Origin of the sequence: Sphingomonas bisphenolicum (assembly GCF_024349785.1) — a bacterium.
GTDB lineage: Bacteria > Pseudomonadota > Alphaproteobacteria > Sphingomonadales > Sphingomonadaceae > Sphingobium > Sphingobium bisphenolicum.
This window is the reverse complement of sequence record NZ_AP018817.1, coordinates 2,510,221-2,526,515: the sequence shown is the minus strand read 5'-3', so window position 1 is coordinate 2,526,515 and position 16,295 is coordinate 2,510,221. Positions and strand designations below refer to the sequence as shown.

The 16,295-nt window shown below is 62.0% G+C and carries 12 protein-coding genes and 1 pseudogene; 10 read left to right on the top strand and 3 right to left on the bottom strand.

Features of this window, described 5'->3' with window-relative positions; translation table 11 throughout:
* Nucleotides 1–106: 106 nt before the first annotated feature.
* Together pgi and gor are read left to right on the top strand one after the other, a co-directional pair.
* A pseudogene (pgi, locus tag SBA_RS12525) lies at nt 107–1,623 on the top strand (glucose-6-phosphate isomerase).
* 158 nt (nt 1,624–1,781) lie between these two features.
* Nucleotides 1,782–3,128, top strand: coding sequence for a glutathione-disulfide reductase (gor, locus tag SBA_RS12520; RefSeq protein WP_261934678.1), 1,347 nt, complete (start codon nt 1,782–1,784; stop codon nt 3,126–3,128).
* Between the two features lie 17 nt (nt 3,129–3,145).
* On the opposite strand, the gene SBA_RS12515 is transcribed toward gor, so the two are convergent.
* Nucleotides 3,146–3,859 (bottom strand): 2OG-Fe dioxygenase family protein, encoded by a 714-nt coding sequence (locus SBA_RS12515; protein ID WP_261934677.1) that lies wholly within the window; start codon nt 3,857–3,859, stop codon nt 3,146–3,148.
* Between the two features lie 88 nt (nt 3,860–3,947).
* A complete protein-coding gene (locus SBA_RS12510) occupies nt 3,948–4,727 on the bottom strand; it encodes an SDR family NAD(P)-dependent oxidoreductase (RefSeq protein WP_261934676.1) in 780 nt (259 codons plus the stop codon).
* A 103-nt stretch (nt 4,728–4,830) separates the two neighbouring features.
* On the opposite strand from SBA_RS12510, the gene SBA_RS12505 reads away from it, so the two are divergent.
* Complete coding sequence (locus tag SBA_RS12505; protein ID WP_261934675.1) at nt 4,831–5,727, top strand: LysR family transcriptional regulator; 897 nt, start codon at nt 4,831–4,833, stop codon at nt 5,725–5,727.
* 36 nt (nt 5,728–5,763) lie between these two features.
* A complete protein-coding gene (locus SBA_RS12500; protein WP_261934674.1) occupies nt 5,764–6,606 on the top strand; it encodes a putative phage abortive infection protein in 843 nt (280 codons plus the stop codon).
* Nucleotide 6,607: 1 nt separating this feature from the next.
* On the opposite strand, the gene SBA_RS12495 is transcribed toward SBA_RS12500, so the two are convergent.
* Nucleotides 6,608–8,038 carry a helix-turn-helix domain-containing protein gene (locus SBA_RS12495; protein ID WP_224546260.1) on the bottom strand — a complete coding sequence of 477 codons (1,431 nt, stop codon included), beginning with the start codon at nt 8,036–8,038 and terminating at the stop codon, nt 6,608–6,610.
* Nucleotides 8,039–8,174: 136 nt separating this feature from the next.
* On the opposite strand from SBA_RS12495, the gene SBA_RS12490 reads away from it, so the two are divergent.
* From SBA_RS12490 to SBA_RS12465, 6 genes are all read left to right on the top strand, one after another.
* Nucleotides 8,175–9,707, top strand: coding sequence for an acyl-CoA carboxylase subunit beta (locus SBA_RS12490; RefSeq protein ID WP_224546258.1), 1,533 nt, complete (start codon nt 8,175–8,177; stop codon nt 9,705–9,707).
* 112 nt (nt 9,708–9,819) lie between these two features.
* The gene (mce, locus tag SBA_RS12485) at nt 9,820–10,257 is read left to right on the top strand and encodes a methylmalonyl-CoA epimerase (RefSeq protein ID WP_224546257.1); all 438 of its coding nucleotides are present in this window, start codon (nt 9,820–9,822) and stop codon (nt 10,255–10,257) included.
* Between the two features lie 102 nt (nt 10,258–10,359).
* Nucleotides 10,360–12,513, top strand: coding sequence for a methylmalonyl-CoA mutase (gene scpA / locus SBA_RS12480; protein WP_224546256.1), 2,154 nt, complete (start codon nt 10,360–10,362; stop codon nt 12,511–12,513).
* Nucleotides 12,510–13,514, top strand: coding sequence for a biotin synthase BioB (gene bioB, locus SBA_RS12475; protein ID WP_261934673.1), 1,005 nt, complete (start codon nt 12,510–12,512; stop codon nt 13,512–13,514). Before scpA ends, bioB begins: the two co-directional genes overlap by 4 nt.
* Nucleotides 13,511–14,263, top strand: a complete 753-nt coding sequence (locus SBA_RS12470) for an HNH endonuclease (RefSeq protein WP_261934672.1) — start codon at nt 13,511–13,513, stop codon at nt 14,261–14,263. Before bioB ends, SBA_RS12470 begins: the two co-directional genes overlap by 4 nt.
* The gene (locus SBA_RS12465) at nt 14,263–16,263 is read left to right on the top strand and encodes an acetyl-CoA carboxylase biotin carboxylase subunit (protein WP_261934671.1); all 2,001 of its coding nucleotides are present in this window, start codon (nt 14,263–14,265) and stop codon (nt 16,261–16,263) included. The genes SBA_RS12470 and SBA_RS12465 overlap by 1 nt, the downstream gene beginning before the upstream one ends.
* The last annotated feature ends 32 nt before the right edge of the window (nt 16,264–16,295 follow it).

Here is a 16,295-nt window from a genome sequence, read left to right as displayed (position 1 = left end):
GCGTCAAGCAGTCCTTGGCGATGCAAAGCACGGGGCTTTGCGCTAGACATAGCAGGAATCGACCGGTGCAGCGTCGATATCGACCAACGTCACAAGAGGATATCGCATGACCAGCCCTGCACTGCCCAGGTCCTTGGCGTCCATCGCCGCACTTCCGCAAGCAGACCTCAAGTCCATTTTCGTCACCGATCCCGACCGGCTGGGCAAGCTGGTCCTGACCCAGGGGCCGATCCGGTTCGACTGGTCCAAGACCCATCTGACCGACGATGTGCTGGCGGGTTTCCTGAAGCTGGCCGACGAACAGGGCTTTGCGGCGCAGCGCGACGCCCTGTTCGCGGGCGAGGCGGTCAATAATAGTGAGGGCCGCGCCGCCGAACATCCCGCCGAACGGGGTGAAGGCAATGCCGACAGCGTCGCCCATGCCAAGATGCTGCATCAGCGGATGCGCGGCCTGATCGACGCGATCGAGGCGGGCGCGCTGGGCGACATCCGGCATATCCTGCATATCGGCATCGGCGGCTCGGCGCTCGGCCCCAAGCTGATCGTCGATGCGCTGGACGGCGACGGCGTGCGGTATGACGTGGCGATCGTGTCCAATGTCGACGGCACGGCGCTGGAGCGGGCGGTCGAGGGATTCGATCCCAACGCCACCCTGATCGCGATCGCGTCCAAGACCTTCACGACCAGCGAGACGATGCTGAACGCGGCAAGCGCGATCAACTGGATGGTCGAGGCCGGGGTCGACGATCCCTATGGCAAGGTGATCGCGCTGACCGCCGCGCCCGACAAGGCGATGGAATGGGGTGTCGATGAAACCCGCATCCTGCCCTTCGCAGAGTCGGTGGGCGGGCGCTATTCGCTCTGGTCCTCGATCGGTTTCCCGGCTGCATTGGCGCTGGGCTGGGACGCGTTCGAGAGCCTGCTGGAGGGCGCGGCGGCGATGGACCGGCATTTCCGCCTGTCCCCCCAAGCGAAAATGCGCCGCTGATCGCCGCGTTCGTGGATCAATATTATACGCGCGTCATGGGATGCCAGACCCGCGCCTTATTCGCCTATGACGAGCGGCTGGCGCTGTTGCCCTCCTACCTCCAGCAACTGGAGATGGAGAGCAACGGCAAGAGCGTGCAGCGCGACGGCAGTCCGGTGGACGGCCCGACCGCGCCGATCACCTGGGGCGGGGTGGGCACCGACGCGCAACATGCAGTGTTCCAGTTGCTGCACCAGGGGACGATCCTATCGCCGGTGGAGTTCGTCGCTTCGATCGAGCCGGGCCATGTGCTGGACCCGGCGCATCATCGCGCGCTGCTGGTCAATTGCTTCGCGCAGGGCGCGGCGCTGCTGCGCGGCAAGGACAATGATGCCGATCCGGCGCGCGCCTATCCGGGCAACCGGCCATCGACAACCATCCTGCTGGAGGATGTGACGCCGGAGGCGCTGGGTGCGCTGATCGCCTTCTACGAGCATCGCACCTTCGCCAATGCGGTGCTGATGGGGATCAACCCGTTCGACCAGTTCGGCGTGGAGCTGGGCAAGGAGATCGCCAAGTCGATCGAGGCGAACGGGGCGACCGGATTCGATCCGTCGACCATGGCGCTGATCGAGATCGCGCTGGGCGAGGCGTAAACTGTCGTTGGTTTCGGGCGCAGTCGAGAAGCGAGGGCGCAACGCTTCTCGACGCGCTCGAAGCGAACGGAGGTGGTTTGGCTACCAGCAAGAATATTCCCATTTGTAACTGGCGCCTTCACCCGCCATATCCGCGCCTATCCCATCGGAGGCCCGGCATGAGTGACTATGATTTCGACCTTTTCGTCATCGGTGCAGGATCGGGCGGCGTGCGGGCGTCGCGGGTCGCGGCGGCGCATGGGGCGAAGGTTGCGGTTGCCGAGGAATATCGCGTCGGGGGCACCTGCGTCATTCGCGGCTGCGTGCCCAAGAAGCTGCTCATCTATGGCGCGCATTTCGCCGAGGATCTGAAGGACGCGCGCCGTTTCGGCTGGGACGTGCCGGAATGTGGGTTCGAATGGACCACGCTGCGCGACAATGTTCTGGCCGAGGTTGATCGGCTGGAAGGGTTGTATGGCAACACGCTGAGCAGCCACAAGGTCGAGGTGATCCGCGAACGTGCGACCATCACCGGGCCGCATGGGGTGAGGCTGGCCAGCGGGCGCGAAGTGACGGCCAAGACGATCCTGGTCGCGACCGGCGCCTGGCCGGTGATCCCCGAACTGGAGGGCACCGAGCATGGCATCACCAGCAACGAGGTGTTCCATCTGGACGCATGTCCCAAGCGGATCGTGATCGTCGGCGGCGGCTATATCGCCAATGAATTTGCCGGGATTTTCCACCAGTTGGGCAGCCATGTGACGATGGTCAATCGTGGCAGCGACCTGCTGCGCGGCTATGACACGCAGATCCGCGACCGGCTGCTCCAGATTTCCATGACCAAGGGGATTAATTTCCGCTTCAATGCGAAGATGGAGCGGATCGAGAAGAATGAGGACGGTACTTTGTGCGTCCGCTTCGAGGAGGGCGATCCGGTCGCGGCCGACGTGGTGCTGTTCGCCACCGGGCGCAAGCCGCTGACCGGGGGGCTGGGGCTGGAGACGGCCGGGGTGGAACTGAACGACAAGGGCGCGATCAAGGTCGACGACTATAGCCAGACCAGTTGCGAGAGCATCTACGCCGTGGGCGACGTCACCGACCGGCTGCAACTGACCCCGGTGGCGATCCGCGAAGGCCAAGCCTTTGCCGATACCGTGTTCGGCGGCAACAAGCGGAAGGTCGATTATAGCTGCGTGCCGTCGGCCGTGTTCAGCCATCCGCCGCTGGCCGGCGTGGGCATGACCGAGGCGCAGGCCAAGAACCATTATGGCACGGTGAAGGTCTATACGTCCGACTTCCGGCCGATGAAGAATGTGCTGGCGGGGCGCGAGGAGCGGGCGCTCTACAAGATGGTCGTGGACGCAACGACGGACAGGGTGATCGGGCTGCACATGATCGGGCCGGATGCGCCGGAGATTTTGCAGGCGGCGGCGATCGCGGTGAAGGCTGGCCTCACCAAGCAGGATTTCGACGACACTGTGGCGCTGCATCCCAGCATGGCGGAAGAGCTGGTGTTGTTGAAATAGGTTACGAACGGCTTGGGTTAGCGTTCGACCACGAACGTCACGACCAGTGCGTCGCGCCAGGCCGGTTGCGCCGGGTCAACCGCGTGGATTTCCGTCACGCCGTGCAGGATGCGGTGGTCGTCGATCAGCATCGTGTCACCGGGCGTCGTCAGGGTGAATTCGCCCAGCGGCGTGCCGTCGGGCGCACCGATACGGGTCACGCCTTCGCGGACGTTGCAGCGCTCGACCAGCATGACCAGCACATGATCCACGCCGTCACGGTGCATCCCCTCTGGCGTGGGGCGGCCGGTTTCGCCCGGTTTCGCCTCGATGCGGAACTGGTGCATTTCGATGTGCCAGTCGCCTTTGCGGGCTGGATCGAAATGGTCGGCGGCGAAGGCGAAGATCGCATCGCAGACGGGGTTCGCGACGGTCGCCGCTTCGACAGGATCGAACCAGCGCTGGACGTCGCCATTGAGCGGGTTGTAATCGCGGCTCTGATAATGGGGCTGGTGCGGCTTGCGGATGAAGCGGCCCCGTTCCAGCGCGAAGGCGGCATGACGGCGGCGACGGTAGCGGCCGCCATCGGCCATGAAGAGGTCCGGGCCGAGGTCGTTCCAGCTAGCGGCGAAGGCCGACCAGTCGGGTTCGGCGATGTCCAACCAATCGAACATCGCGGCGCCGGACAGGCGGGCATAGCCGTCCTGCGTCAGGGCGTCTTCGATTCTGGATAGGCTGTCCGTGTCGCTCATCTTCGCTTCCTTAATGGAGGCAAGAGACGAGCGACAGGGCCAGTTTCCGCAGGGTGGGTTTTCCACCACCCCGTAGGTGGGGATGTCGTCAGGCGATCGTCGGGACCATGCCGCCTTCGACCCGAACCGCCGCGCCGTTGGTGGCGGCGGCGAGCGGGCTGGCGAGATAGGCAACCATCGCGCCGACCTCGTCCGCCTCGATCAGCCGCTTGATGAGCGAGAGCGGGCGGAGTTTGGTGAAAAATTCGGCTTCGCGGTCGGCTTCGGGGGCGTCCTTGTTGTCGACAACCGAGCGGATGAATTCCACGATCCCTTCCGAGCGGGTGGGGCCGGGCAGGACGCTGTTCACGGTGACGCCGGTGCCGCGGGTATGTTCGGCCAGGCCGCGCGAGATGGAGAGCTGGGCCGACTTGGTCATGCCGTAATGGATCATCTCGGCGGGCGGGAGCAGGCCGCTTTCGCTGGCGATGAAGAGGACGCGGCCCCAGTTCTTTGACAGCATCTGCGGGAAGTAATGGCGGGAGAGGCGGGCGCCGCTGACGACGTTGACCTCGAAGATATGATGCCAGTCCGCGTCGCTGATATCCGCGAAATCCTTCGCTTCATAGATGCCCAGATTGTTGACGAGGATGTCGGTCGCGGGGACGGCGGCGATGAGGGCCGCGGCGCCCTCGGCCGTCGCCGGGTCGGCGAGGACGGCGTTGACGGGCAGGCCGATTTCGGCCGCGGCGGCATCCAGCTTGGCCTCGCTGCGGCCCGTGATGGCGACGGCGACGCCCTCTTGCGCGAGGCGTTTGGCGATGGCCAGGCCGATGCCGGCGGTGGAGCCGGTGACGATGGCGGTCTTGCCGGTGAGCTTCAGGTCCATGGCTGTTTCCTTGTTGAATGAGACGGCGAACTGGACAGTTAGATAGACTTTTTCCGATTAATGATTAGATTGCGCGTTATCACTTCAGAAGTGCATTGAAATCATGGATAACCGGTTCGGCGACGTCGAGAATTTCCTGATGGTGGCGGGCGAGGGCAGCTTCGCCGCGGCGGCCAAGATGTTGCGACTGACCCCGTCGGCGGTGAGCCGGTCGATCGCGCGGCTGGAGCAGCGGCTGGGCGTGGCGTTGGTGCGCCGGACGACGCGGTCGCTGGCGCTGACGCGCGAGGGGCAGGTCTATCATGACAAGATGATCGCCATATTGGGCGACATGATGGATGTGGAAAACAGCCTGAGCAGCGAGGGACAGGGGCCGCGCGGGCTGCTGCGCATCAACGCCTCGCCTTCGTTCGGCATAGAATGCCTGATCCCGATCCTGCCGCGCTTTACAGAACGATATCCGGCGGTGACGGTGGACCTGACGCTGACCGATGCGATCGTCGATCTGGTCGAGGAACGGGCGGATGTCGCGATCCGCATCGGGCCGCTGCGCGACACGCGGTTGCGCGCGAAGAAGCTGGGGCATAGCCGGATGGTGCTCGTGGCGTCGCCGGACTATCTGGCGCGGCGGGGGACGCCCAGGACGCCCGACGATCTGGCCGGGCATGACTGTTTGCGGTTCAGCTTTCGCCGGTCGGTGGATAGCTGGCCGTTCCGGGTGCGGGGCAGACAAGTGCAGCGGCCGGTGCAGGGGCGTTTCTTCGGCAATTCGGGCGAAGTGGTGCGGCGCATGGCGATCGCGGGCGGCGGGATCGCGCGGCATGGGCGGTTTCATGTCGCCAGCGACTTGCGCGAAGGGCGCCTGGTGGAGGTGCTGGCAGAGTTTGATGCGGGGGACGGGGAGGATATCCACGCGCTCTACGCGGCGGAAGATCGGAGCGCGGCGCGGGTGCGGGCGTTTCTGGATTTTCTGGAGGGAGCGTTGGTGGTGGAGGGGTGAAACGAGTTGTGCTCGTAAGGTTTAAAGGGGGAAGCAATGAAGCCTTCACAAGTAATATTTGCTGTAGTCATTTGTGCGTTGGTTTGGGGGGCGTGGGCGAATCATGGGGCGGAATGGGCCGTTTCATGGACAGCAGGTGCTAACGACGCTCAACTCACGCGTGCCGCGCAATGGGGTGATAGCTTCGGTGTTATTAATGCATTCACATCTGGACTTGGTTTCACAGTTGTTTTCTTCACATTGATAATGCAGGCGCGCGCGTTGCGCGATCAAGCTGCTGATTTGCATCGACAACGATTTGAAAGTTCTTTTTTCGAGTTGTTAAAATTGATGAGAGAACTCAGGCAGCAAGTCCAATTTCACCATTCACACGCTTTAATTATGGATAGTGGAAAGGGAATGTCTCCTGATGGCGCAAAAAAAATTAAATCAAGACTAGGAGAAAAAAAGACAGATTTAATCGCATTCGATGCAATTATTAGGGAATATGCCTATTGGTATAAGAAAAATCCTGATCGAGGCTCTCTTCAATCGGATGAAAAGAAAAAATTTATTGCAAGTGTTTATGACGATAAAATTCACAAAGTATCTGAGTCAACAATAAGTCCATATTTCAGAATAATATACACCATTCTTTATAGAATAAAGAGCGATAAATACTTGATTGACAAAGAAAAATTTCAATACTCTAATCTTTTAAGAAGTCAATTGACGAGTAGAGAATTGACGGTTCTTGCATTAAATGCAACTTCTAATGTGTCTAAAGACATGTTTGAACATGTATGTCATTTTCGCTTGCTAAAATATTATCCAGAAAGCGGAACGCGCCAAACTTTGATGAGTATATACCCCGCGGAAGCGTTTATGCCGAGGGATTGAGCTACCCGATCCAATACGGCACGATCTGGCGATTATCAGGATCGACATGGATCGGCCGATCCGCCGGAGGAAAGGCGCGCTGGTCGCAGCTTTGGCGGGGGCATAGGCGGCAGGTGATGCCGATCGGGGTGGCGGCCCCTTCCTCCTGCAAATGCAGGCCGTCGGCATAGACGAAGTTGGCGGCATGGGCGACTTCGCAGCCCAGCACCACGGCATAGCGGCGCGGGGTGCGCTTGTAGCTGCCCGATGGTTTCACCAGCCCCTTGGCCATCGACACATAGCGCACGCCGTCAGGGGTTTCGCCCAGTTGCACGTTGATGCGGTCGGGGACGGCGACGGCTTCGTGGACGTTCCATAGCGGGCAGGCGCCGCCGAAGCGGGCGAATTGCAGGCGTGTCGCGCTGTGGCGCTTGGTAATGTTGCCGGCCATGTCGACGCGGCAGAAGAAGAAGGGGATGCCGCGCAGCCCCGGCCGTTGCAGGGTCGAGAGGCGATGGCAGGCCTGTTCGAAGCTGACGCCGAAGGTGCGGGCGAGCCGGTCGATATCGTGGCGCATCGCTCGCGCCGCTTCCCGGAACGGGGCGTAGGGCATGAGCAGCGCGCCGGCGGCGTAATTGCCCAGGCCGATCGCCAGCAGTCGGTCGGCGCCGGGGACGGGCAGCGCGGCCCTGTTCACGACGTCGGCGATCACCGCCTGCCCCTCCAGCATCATGAGTTGGTGGGCGAGCATGAATTTGCGGCTTTCGGTCGGCAGCGCGGCGTTGACGAAGAGGCGCTTGTCGGCGCGGGTATAGCTGCGCAGCGAGGAGCCGGGGGTATCGGCGATCAGGGTTTCGATGCCGTGGCGGCGGGCCAGCGCCTCCACCAGCATCCCTTCGTCCAGCGCGCCCTTGTCCAGGATGTGCCCGGCGGTGAAGCTTTCCGCCATGTCCTCGGCCAGGCAGTCGATGCTGTGGACATAGTTGCCCGCTTCGTGAAACCAGTCACGCGCGGCTTCCCAGGGGAGGCGGGCCTGCACCTCATGATCGTTGGCGATCGCCTCCTCGATCATGTTGATGCGTTCGTTGGCGCGCATATGGGCATTGTAGAGATCGACATAGCGGGCGGCGAATTCGGGGAATTGCAGGTGCAGCTTCTCGATCCGTTCCGGCTCCATCTGGTTGCCGGGCAGTTCGGGATGGCCGAGCGCATAGGTGAAGGCGCCGAGCAGTTGCTCATCCTCGCGGCTGTCGAAACTGGCCCAGTCAGTGGGAAAGGCGCTGGCGAGCGCGGCCTTGACCTTCGCGGTCAGGGGACGATCGTCATTTTCCATCTGCGACAGATAGGATACGGATATGCCCAGCGCCTGCGCCATCGTCGCCTGGTCCATCCGGTGGTCCAGACGCAGTTGGCGTAGTCGCGGGCCTGCGAAAATACGGTTGCCACGTGCCATAAACCGATCTTAATTTGCGAAGTCGTGATTTGCAAATTAGCAAATTTGCATTTGCGAAAAAAGGGAAAGCCCGCGTAGGGAAAGTTCAAGGCGGCACCATCCTCTATCTGGCGCCGCAAATCGGAGAGATGCCCGCATGTCGAAGCTCGCCATCATCGAACAGCTCGAAGCCAAGCGCGAGGGTGCGCGCATGGGCGGCGGCCAGCGCCGCATCGACGCCCAGCACGCCAAGGGCAAGCTGACCGCGCGCGAGCGGCTGGACGTGTTGCTGGACGAGGATAGTTTCGAAGAGCTGGACATGTATGTCGAGCATAATTGCGTCGATTTCGGCATGGACGAGCAGCATATTCCGGGCGACGGCGTGGTTACCGGGTCGGGTACGGTCAACGGCCGGCTGGTGTTCGTGTTCAGCCAGGACTTTACCGTCTATGGCGGCGCGGTGTCGGAACGGCATGCAATGAAAATCTGCAAGATCATGGACATGGCGCTGAAGGTCGGCGCGCCTGTGATCGGCCTCAATGACAGCGGCGGCGCGCGCATCCAGGAGGGTGTCGCTTCGCTGGCGGGCTATGCGGAAATTTTCCAGCGCAATGTGCTGGCCAGCGGCGTGGTGCCGCAGATCAGCGTCATCATGGGGCCGTGCGCGGGCGGCGCGGTCTATTCGCCCGCCATGACCGACTTCATCTTCATGGTGAAGGACAGCAGCTTCATGTTCGTGACCGGCCCCGACGTGGTCAAGACGGTGACGAACGAGGTGGTGACGCAGGAGGAACTGGGCGGCGCGGTGACGCATACGACCAAGTCGGGCGTCGCGGACGTGGCGTTCGAAAATGATATCGAGGCGCTGCTGGCGGTGCGCGATTTCGTGGACTTCCTGCCCGCGTCCAACAAGGAGCCGGTGCCGGAGCGGCCGAGCGCGGATGCGTGGGACCGGATCGAACCGAGCCTGGACACGCTGATCCCGGCGAACGCCAACCAGCCCTATGACATGCACGAACTGATCCGCAAGGTGGTGGACGAAGGCGACTTCTTCGAAGTGCAGCCCGCCCATGCCGGGAACATCCTGTGCGGGTTCGGCCGGGTCGAGGGCAAGACGGTGGGCATCATCGCCAACCAGCCGATGGTGCTGGCGGGCGTGCTGGACATCAATTCATCGAAGAAGGCGGCCCGTTTCGTGCGCTTCTGCGATGCGTTCGAAATCCCGATCGTGACTTTCGTGGATGTGCCGGGCTTCCTGCCGGGCACCGCGCAGGAGCATAGCGGCATCATCAAGCATGGCGCGAAACTGCTGTTCGCCTATGCCGAGGCGACCGTGCCCAAGATCACCGTCATCACGCGCAAAGCCTATGGCGGCGCCTATGACGTCATGTCGTCCAAGCATCTGCGCGGCGACCTCAACTATGCCTGGCCGACCGCCGAGATTGCGGTGATGGGGGCGAAGGGCGCGGTCGAGATCATCTTCCGCGGCAAGACCGCGGACGAGATCGCCGAACGGACAGCGGAATATGAGGGGCGTTTCGCCAATCCGTTCGTGGCGGCGAGCAAGGGCTTCATCGACGAGGTGATCCAGCCGCATTCGACCCGCAAGCGCATCGCGCTGGGGCTACGCAAGCTCAAGAACAAGGCGCTGGAGAATCCGTGGAAGAAGCATGACAATATTCCGCTTTAAACATTGACGTCATCTTCGCGAAGGCGGGGTTCCATCTTGGAACGACGCATTTGGGGATGGGTTGGGAGATGGATTCCCGCCTGCGCGGGAATGACGAGGATAGGATGAAATCATGAAACTCGGCCGTCTCAATCATATCGGCGTCGCCACGCCGTCGCTCGAAGCGAGCATCGCTTATTATCGCGACGTGATGGGTGCGACGATCGCGCATGAACCGTTCGACCTGCCCGCGCAGGGGGTGAAGGTGTGTTTCATCGATACGCCCGGTGAGAATGGCACGGCAGGGACGCAGATCGAACTGATCGAGCCGTTCGACGCCAGCTCGCCGATCACCGCCTTCATCGCCAAGAACCCGGCCGGGGGGCAGCATCATATGTGCTATGAAGTGGCCGATATCCATGAAGCCAAGGCGTGGTTCGAGGGCAGGGGCGCCCGCGTCCTGGGCGAACCGCGGATCGGGGCGCATGGCACGCCGATCTTCTTCGTGCATCCCAAGGATATGAACGGGGTGCTGACCGAGATCATGGAGACGCCGAAAGAGGCGCATTGATAAGCAACCCCGTTCGGTTCGAGCTTGTCGAGAACAACATGCCAGGTCCGTTCTCGACAAGCTCGAATCGAACGGATGTTGGTGACAGGGACTAAGATTGCAATGACCGAAAAGCCGACGCTGGATGACTGGACCGCCGCCGCCACCAAGGAGGTGAAGGGCAAGGATCTGACGTGGCAGACCCCGGAAGGGATCGCCGTCAAGCCGCTCTACACGGCCGAGGATGTCGCCGTCGATCCCGGTCTGCCTGGCTTTGCGCCCTTCACGCGCGGGGTGAAGGCCAGCATGTATGCCGGCCGTCCCTGGACCATCCGGCAATATGCGGGCTTTTCGACCGCCGAGGCCTCCAACGCCTTTTACCATCGCAACCTGAAGGCGGGGCAGAAGGGGCTGTCGGTCGCGTTCGATCTGGCCACCCATCGCGGTTATGACAGCGACCATCCGCGCGTCACCGGCGACGTCGGCAAGGCGGGCGTGGCGATCGATACGCTGGACGATATGAAGATATTGTTCGACGGCATCCCGCTCGACAAGATGTCGGTGTCCATGACGATGAACGGCGCGGTGATCCCGATCCTGGCCTTCTTCATCGTCGCGGGGGAGGAGCAGGGCGTCGACCGCAAATTGCTCGACGGGACCATCCAGAACGACATCCTCAAGGAGTTCATGGTCCGCAACACCTATATCTACCCACCCGAACCCTCGATGCGGATCATCTCCGACATCTTCGGTTACACCTCGCGGGAAATGCCCAAGTTCAACAGCATCTCCATCTCCGGCTATCATATGCAGGAGGCCGGCGCGACGCAGGTGCAGGAACTGGCCTTCACCATCGCGGACGGCATGGAATATGTGAAATATGGCGTGGCCAGCGGCCTGGACATCGACAAGTTCGCAGGGCGGCTGAGCTTCTTCTTCGCGATCGGCATGAACTTCTTCATGGAGATCGCCAAGCTGCGCGCCGCGCGGGTGCTGTGGCACCGGGCGATGACGACGCTGGGGGCCAAGGACGAGCGGTCCAAGATGCTGCGGACGCATTGCCAGACGTCTGGCGTGTCGCTGACCGAGCAGGACCCGTATAACAACGTCATGCGCACCACGATCGAGGCGATGGCCGCGATGCTGGGCGGGACGCAGTCGCTGCACACCAATGCGCTGGACGAGGCGATCGCGCTGCCCACCGATTTTTCCGCCCGGATCGCGCGCAACACGCAGATCGTGATCCAGGAAGAAACCGGCATGTGCAATGTCGTCGACCCGTTGGGCGGCTCCTATTATGTCGAGGCGCTGACCCAGCAACTGGTCGACGCCGCGCAGGAGATCATCGACAAGGTGCAGGCCGATGGCGGCATGGCCAAGGCGGTCGCGGCCGGCTGGCCCAAGGCGATGATCGAGACGGCGGCGGCGGCGCGACAGGCGCGGGTCGATCGCGGCGACGACGTGATCGTGGGCGTCAATAAATATCGGCTGGCGAACGAGGATCTGCTCGAAACGCTCGACATCGACAATGCCGCCGTGCGCGAAGGCCAGATCGCCCGGATCAACAAGGTGAAGGCGGAGCGCGACAGCGCCCGATGCGAAGCGGCGTTGCAGGCGCTGCGCGACGGCGCCGCCGCGCCCGCGAGCCTGGAGAACAACCTCCTCGCCCTGGCCGTCGAATGCGCCCGCGCGCGTGCGACTCTGGGCGAAATATCCGCCGCCATGGAAGACAGTTTCGCCCGCTATGGTACGCAGCCGACGCCGGTGAAGGGCGTCTATGCCGCGCCCTATGCCGGCGACAGCCGCTGGCAACAGGTACTTGACGGCGTGCAGGCCGTCGAGCGGCGCCTCGGTCGCAAGCCCAAACTCCTCGTCGCGAAGATGGGGCAGGACGGGCATGACCGGGGCGCCAATGTGATCGCGTCCGCCTTTGGCGATCTGGGGTTCGACGTGGTGTCCGGACCGCTGTTCCAGACGCCCGATGAAACGGTGGTGCTGGCGCTGGACAGCGGGGTCGACGTGGTCGGCGCGTCCAGCCTGGCGGCTGGGCACAAGACGCTGATCCCCGAACTGATCGCGAAGCTGCGCGAGGCGGGGCGGACCGACATCAAGGTGATTGCGGGCGGCGTCATCCCGCCGCAGGACTATGACTATCTTCGTGACGCAGGGGTCCAGGGGATTTATGGGCCGGGTTCCAATGTCGTGGAGTGCGCCGCCGATGTGCTGCGCCTGCTCGGCCACAACATGCCCCCTGCGGGGATCGAGGAAGCCGCATGACCGATACCACTGCCCGCACCGACTGGACCCGCGAAGAGATTGCCGCGCTGTTCGACCTGCCGTTCAACGACCTGATGTTCGAGGCGCAGACGATCCATCGCGCGAATTTCCCGCGCAATGAAGTGCAACTGTCCACGCTGTTGTCGATCAAGACGGGCGGCTGCCCGGAGGATTGCGGCTATTGCAACCAGTCGGCCTCGGCGGAAAGCGGCCTGAAGGCCGAGAAGCTGATGAGCGTGCAGGCGGTGATGCAGGCGGCGGCGCAGGCGAAGGACGCGGGCAGTTCGCGTTTCTGCATGGGCGCGGCCTGGCGCAACCCCAAGGATCGCGACATGCCCGCCATTGTCGAGATGGTGAAGGGCGTGCGCCAGATGGGCATGGAAACCTGCATGACGCTGGGGATGCTCAGCGAAAGCCAGGCCGACATGCTCGCGGAAGCCGGTCTCGATTATTACAACCATAATATCGACACCTCGCCCGAACATTATGAGAAGGTCATCACCACCCGGACCTTTGACGATCGTCTGGTGACGCTGGAAAATGTCCGCAATTCGGGGATCAACGTCTGTTCGGGCGGGATCGTCGGCATGGGCGAGACGCGCGAGGATCGCGTCGGCTTCCTCCATGCGCTGGCCGTGCTGCCCGCCCATCCGCAAAGCGTGCCGATCAACGCGCTGGTGCCGGTGAAGGGCACGGTGCTGGGCGATATGCTGGCCGATACGCCGCTCGCGAAGATCGACGAGATCGAGTTTGTGCGGACGGTCGCGGTGGCGCGGATCGTGATGCCGGAGAGCATGGTGCGGTTGAGCGCCGGGCGAGAGAGTATGTCGGATGCGTGCCAAGCGCTTTGCTTCATGGCGGGGGCGAACAGCATCTTTACCGGGGACAAGCTGCTGACGACGGCCAATGCGGGGGACAATGCGGACGCCGCGCTGTTCGCGAAGCTCGGCGTCGTGCCGATGCAGGCGGAAGTGAAGGTTGCGATGGAGGCGGCGGAGTGAGGTTCGTAAGGAACATCGGCGACATTGAGCAAAATGCCTTCACACTTCTTGATGAAATCTATGCGGATGGTCCTTCGCGCGACGAAGCCATCGAATTGATCAAGGGTGGGCGAGTATTTTATCCAATCCAATATGACGACATTTTGGCATTCGTTCCCTCTAAATTCATTGGCTACCGCAATAATTCCGTCGACGAGCATCAGGAAATTAAAAATGAAGATGATCGGGATGGCCGCGAAACCAATCTGGTAATCAAAAGAATTTTGGGAACGCCAGTTCACGATCGTGACGTGGAACAGCGCCTGGAGAGCTATTGTCTTTCTTTAGGTGTGTTGCTGAATAAGCATAAGCACAGCTTTTGGCGGATCGATACGGTTAAGCGTTTTGTGGCCCCTGCGTCGTCCGCGATCAATGATATTGTACAAAATGAAATCGGTAACTCCGATCCTGAATATCGCGAGCGTATGGCAGGACAATATGTGCGTGATCCGAAGGTCCGGGCAGCAGTATTGAGACGAGCCGATGGCGTTTGTGAGGCTTGCGGACAACCTGGTTTCCTCAAGCCCGATGGCAGCCGATACCTAGAAGGCCATCATGTCATCAAGTTGAGTGAACAGGGCCCAGATCAACCACATAATGTGATCGCATTGTGCGCCAACGATCATCGGCGTGCGCATTTTGGTGCTGATTGGAAAGAAGCCAACGATAGCTTTTTAGATATAATCCAAAAATATAGGGCGGCGAACTAATGGCAATCACCAAGATCCTGATCGCGAACCGTGGCGAGATTGCGTGTCGCGTGATGCGCACGGCCAAGAAGATGGGCATCAAGACCGTCGCGGTCTATTCCGATGCCGATGCGCGCGCGCCGCATGTGTTGATGGCCGATGAAGCCGTGCATATCGGCCCGTCGCCTGCTGCCCAATCCTATCTGATCGCTGACAAGATCATCGAAGCGTGCAAGCAGACCGGCGCCGATGCGGTGCATCCGGGCTATGGCTTCCTGTCGGAACGGGAGAGTTTTCGTAAGGCGCTGGACGCGGAGGGCATCATCTTCGTGGGGCCGCCCGCCAATGCGATTGCGGCGATGGGCGACAAGATCGAGTCCAAGAAGCTGGCGCTGGAAGCGGGCGTCAATGTCGTGCCGGGTTTCGTCGGCGTGATCGACGATACCGATCATCCGGTTCGCATCTCCAACGAGATCGGCTATCCGGTGATGATGAAGGCGTCGGCCGGCGGTGGCGGCAAGGGGATGCGGCTGGCCTATAGCGAGCAGGATGTCCGCGAAGGGTTCGAGGCGACCAAGCGCGAGGGGTTGAACAGCTTTGGCGACGACCGCGTCTTTATCGAGAAATTCATCGAAAGCCCACGCCATATCGAAATTCAGGTACTGGGCGACCAGCATGGCAATATCGTCTATCTGAACGAGCGCGAATGTTCGATCCAGCGCCGCCACCAGAAGGTGGTCGAGGAAGCGCCGTCGCCTTTCGTGTCGCCGGAAATGCGCAAGAAGATGGGTGAGCAGTGCGTCGCTCTGGCGCGGGCGGTCGGCTATTTCAGCGCGGGGACGGTGGAACTGATCGTCAGCGGCGAGGACAAGACCGGGGACGGCTTCTACTTCCTGGAAATGAACACCCGGTTGCAGGTCGAGCACCCCGTCACCGAGGAAATCACCGGCGTCGATCTGGTCGAACAGATGATCCGCGTTGCCAATGGCGAGGCGCTGGCGTTCGGACAGGCGGATGTGAAGATCAACGGCTGGTCGATCGAGAACCGCGTCTATGCCGAAGATCCCTATCGCGGCTTCCTGCCGTCCACGGGTCGCCTGATCCGCTATAATCCGCCCGAAACCGGGGCGGACGAGAGCGGCGCGCTGATCCGCGTCGATGACGGCGTGGAGGAAGGCGGCGAAGTGTCGATGTTCTACGACCCGATGATCGCCAAGCTGATCACCTGGGCGCCGACTCGGCTGGAGGCGATCGACAAGCAGATCGAGGCGCTCGACAAGTTCGAGATCGAGGGGCCGGGGCATAATATCGATTTCGTGTCCGCGCTGATGCAGCATGAGCGGTTCCGGTCGGGCAACATCACAACCGGCTTCATCGCAGAGGAATATCCCGACGGGTTCCAGGGGGCGCCTGCGTCGCCCGAACTGCTGGTCCGGCTCTCGGCGATCGGTGCGTTCGCGGCCATGGCGCAGGCGGACCGGGCGCGGCGGATCGACGGACAATTGGGCAAGCGCCTTAGCCCGCCGACTGGCTGGCAGGTGAAGATCGGCGATGCGATCCATGATGTGGTGATCGACGGCGATGAGGTCAGCGTAGACGGCGAAGCGATCGACATGGCGTTGGAATATACGCCGGGCGATCGGCTGATCGAGGCGGAGTTTGGCGAAGACGACCTGGCGGTGCGGATCGCGCCGGTGCGGTCGGGCTTCCTGCTGACGGCGCATGGGGCCAGCCACCGCCTGCGCATCCTGCCCGCCCATGCCGCGCCCCATGCGCAACATATGATCGAGAAAATCCCGCCAGACCTGTCGCGGTTCCTGATCTGCCCGATGCCGGGCCTGCTGGTCGCGTTGCATGTGGCGGAGGGCGACAAGGTCGAGGCCGGCCAGCCGCTGGCGGTCATCGAGGCGATGAAGATGGAGAATATCCTGCGCGCGCAGAAGGCGGGCGTGGTGAAGAGCGTGTCGGCGGCGCAGGGCGAAAGCCTGCCGGTCGACGCGATCATTCTGGAAATGGAATGACCTGTTAGCACTATGATCTTGATTGTCGTTAT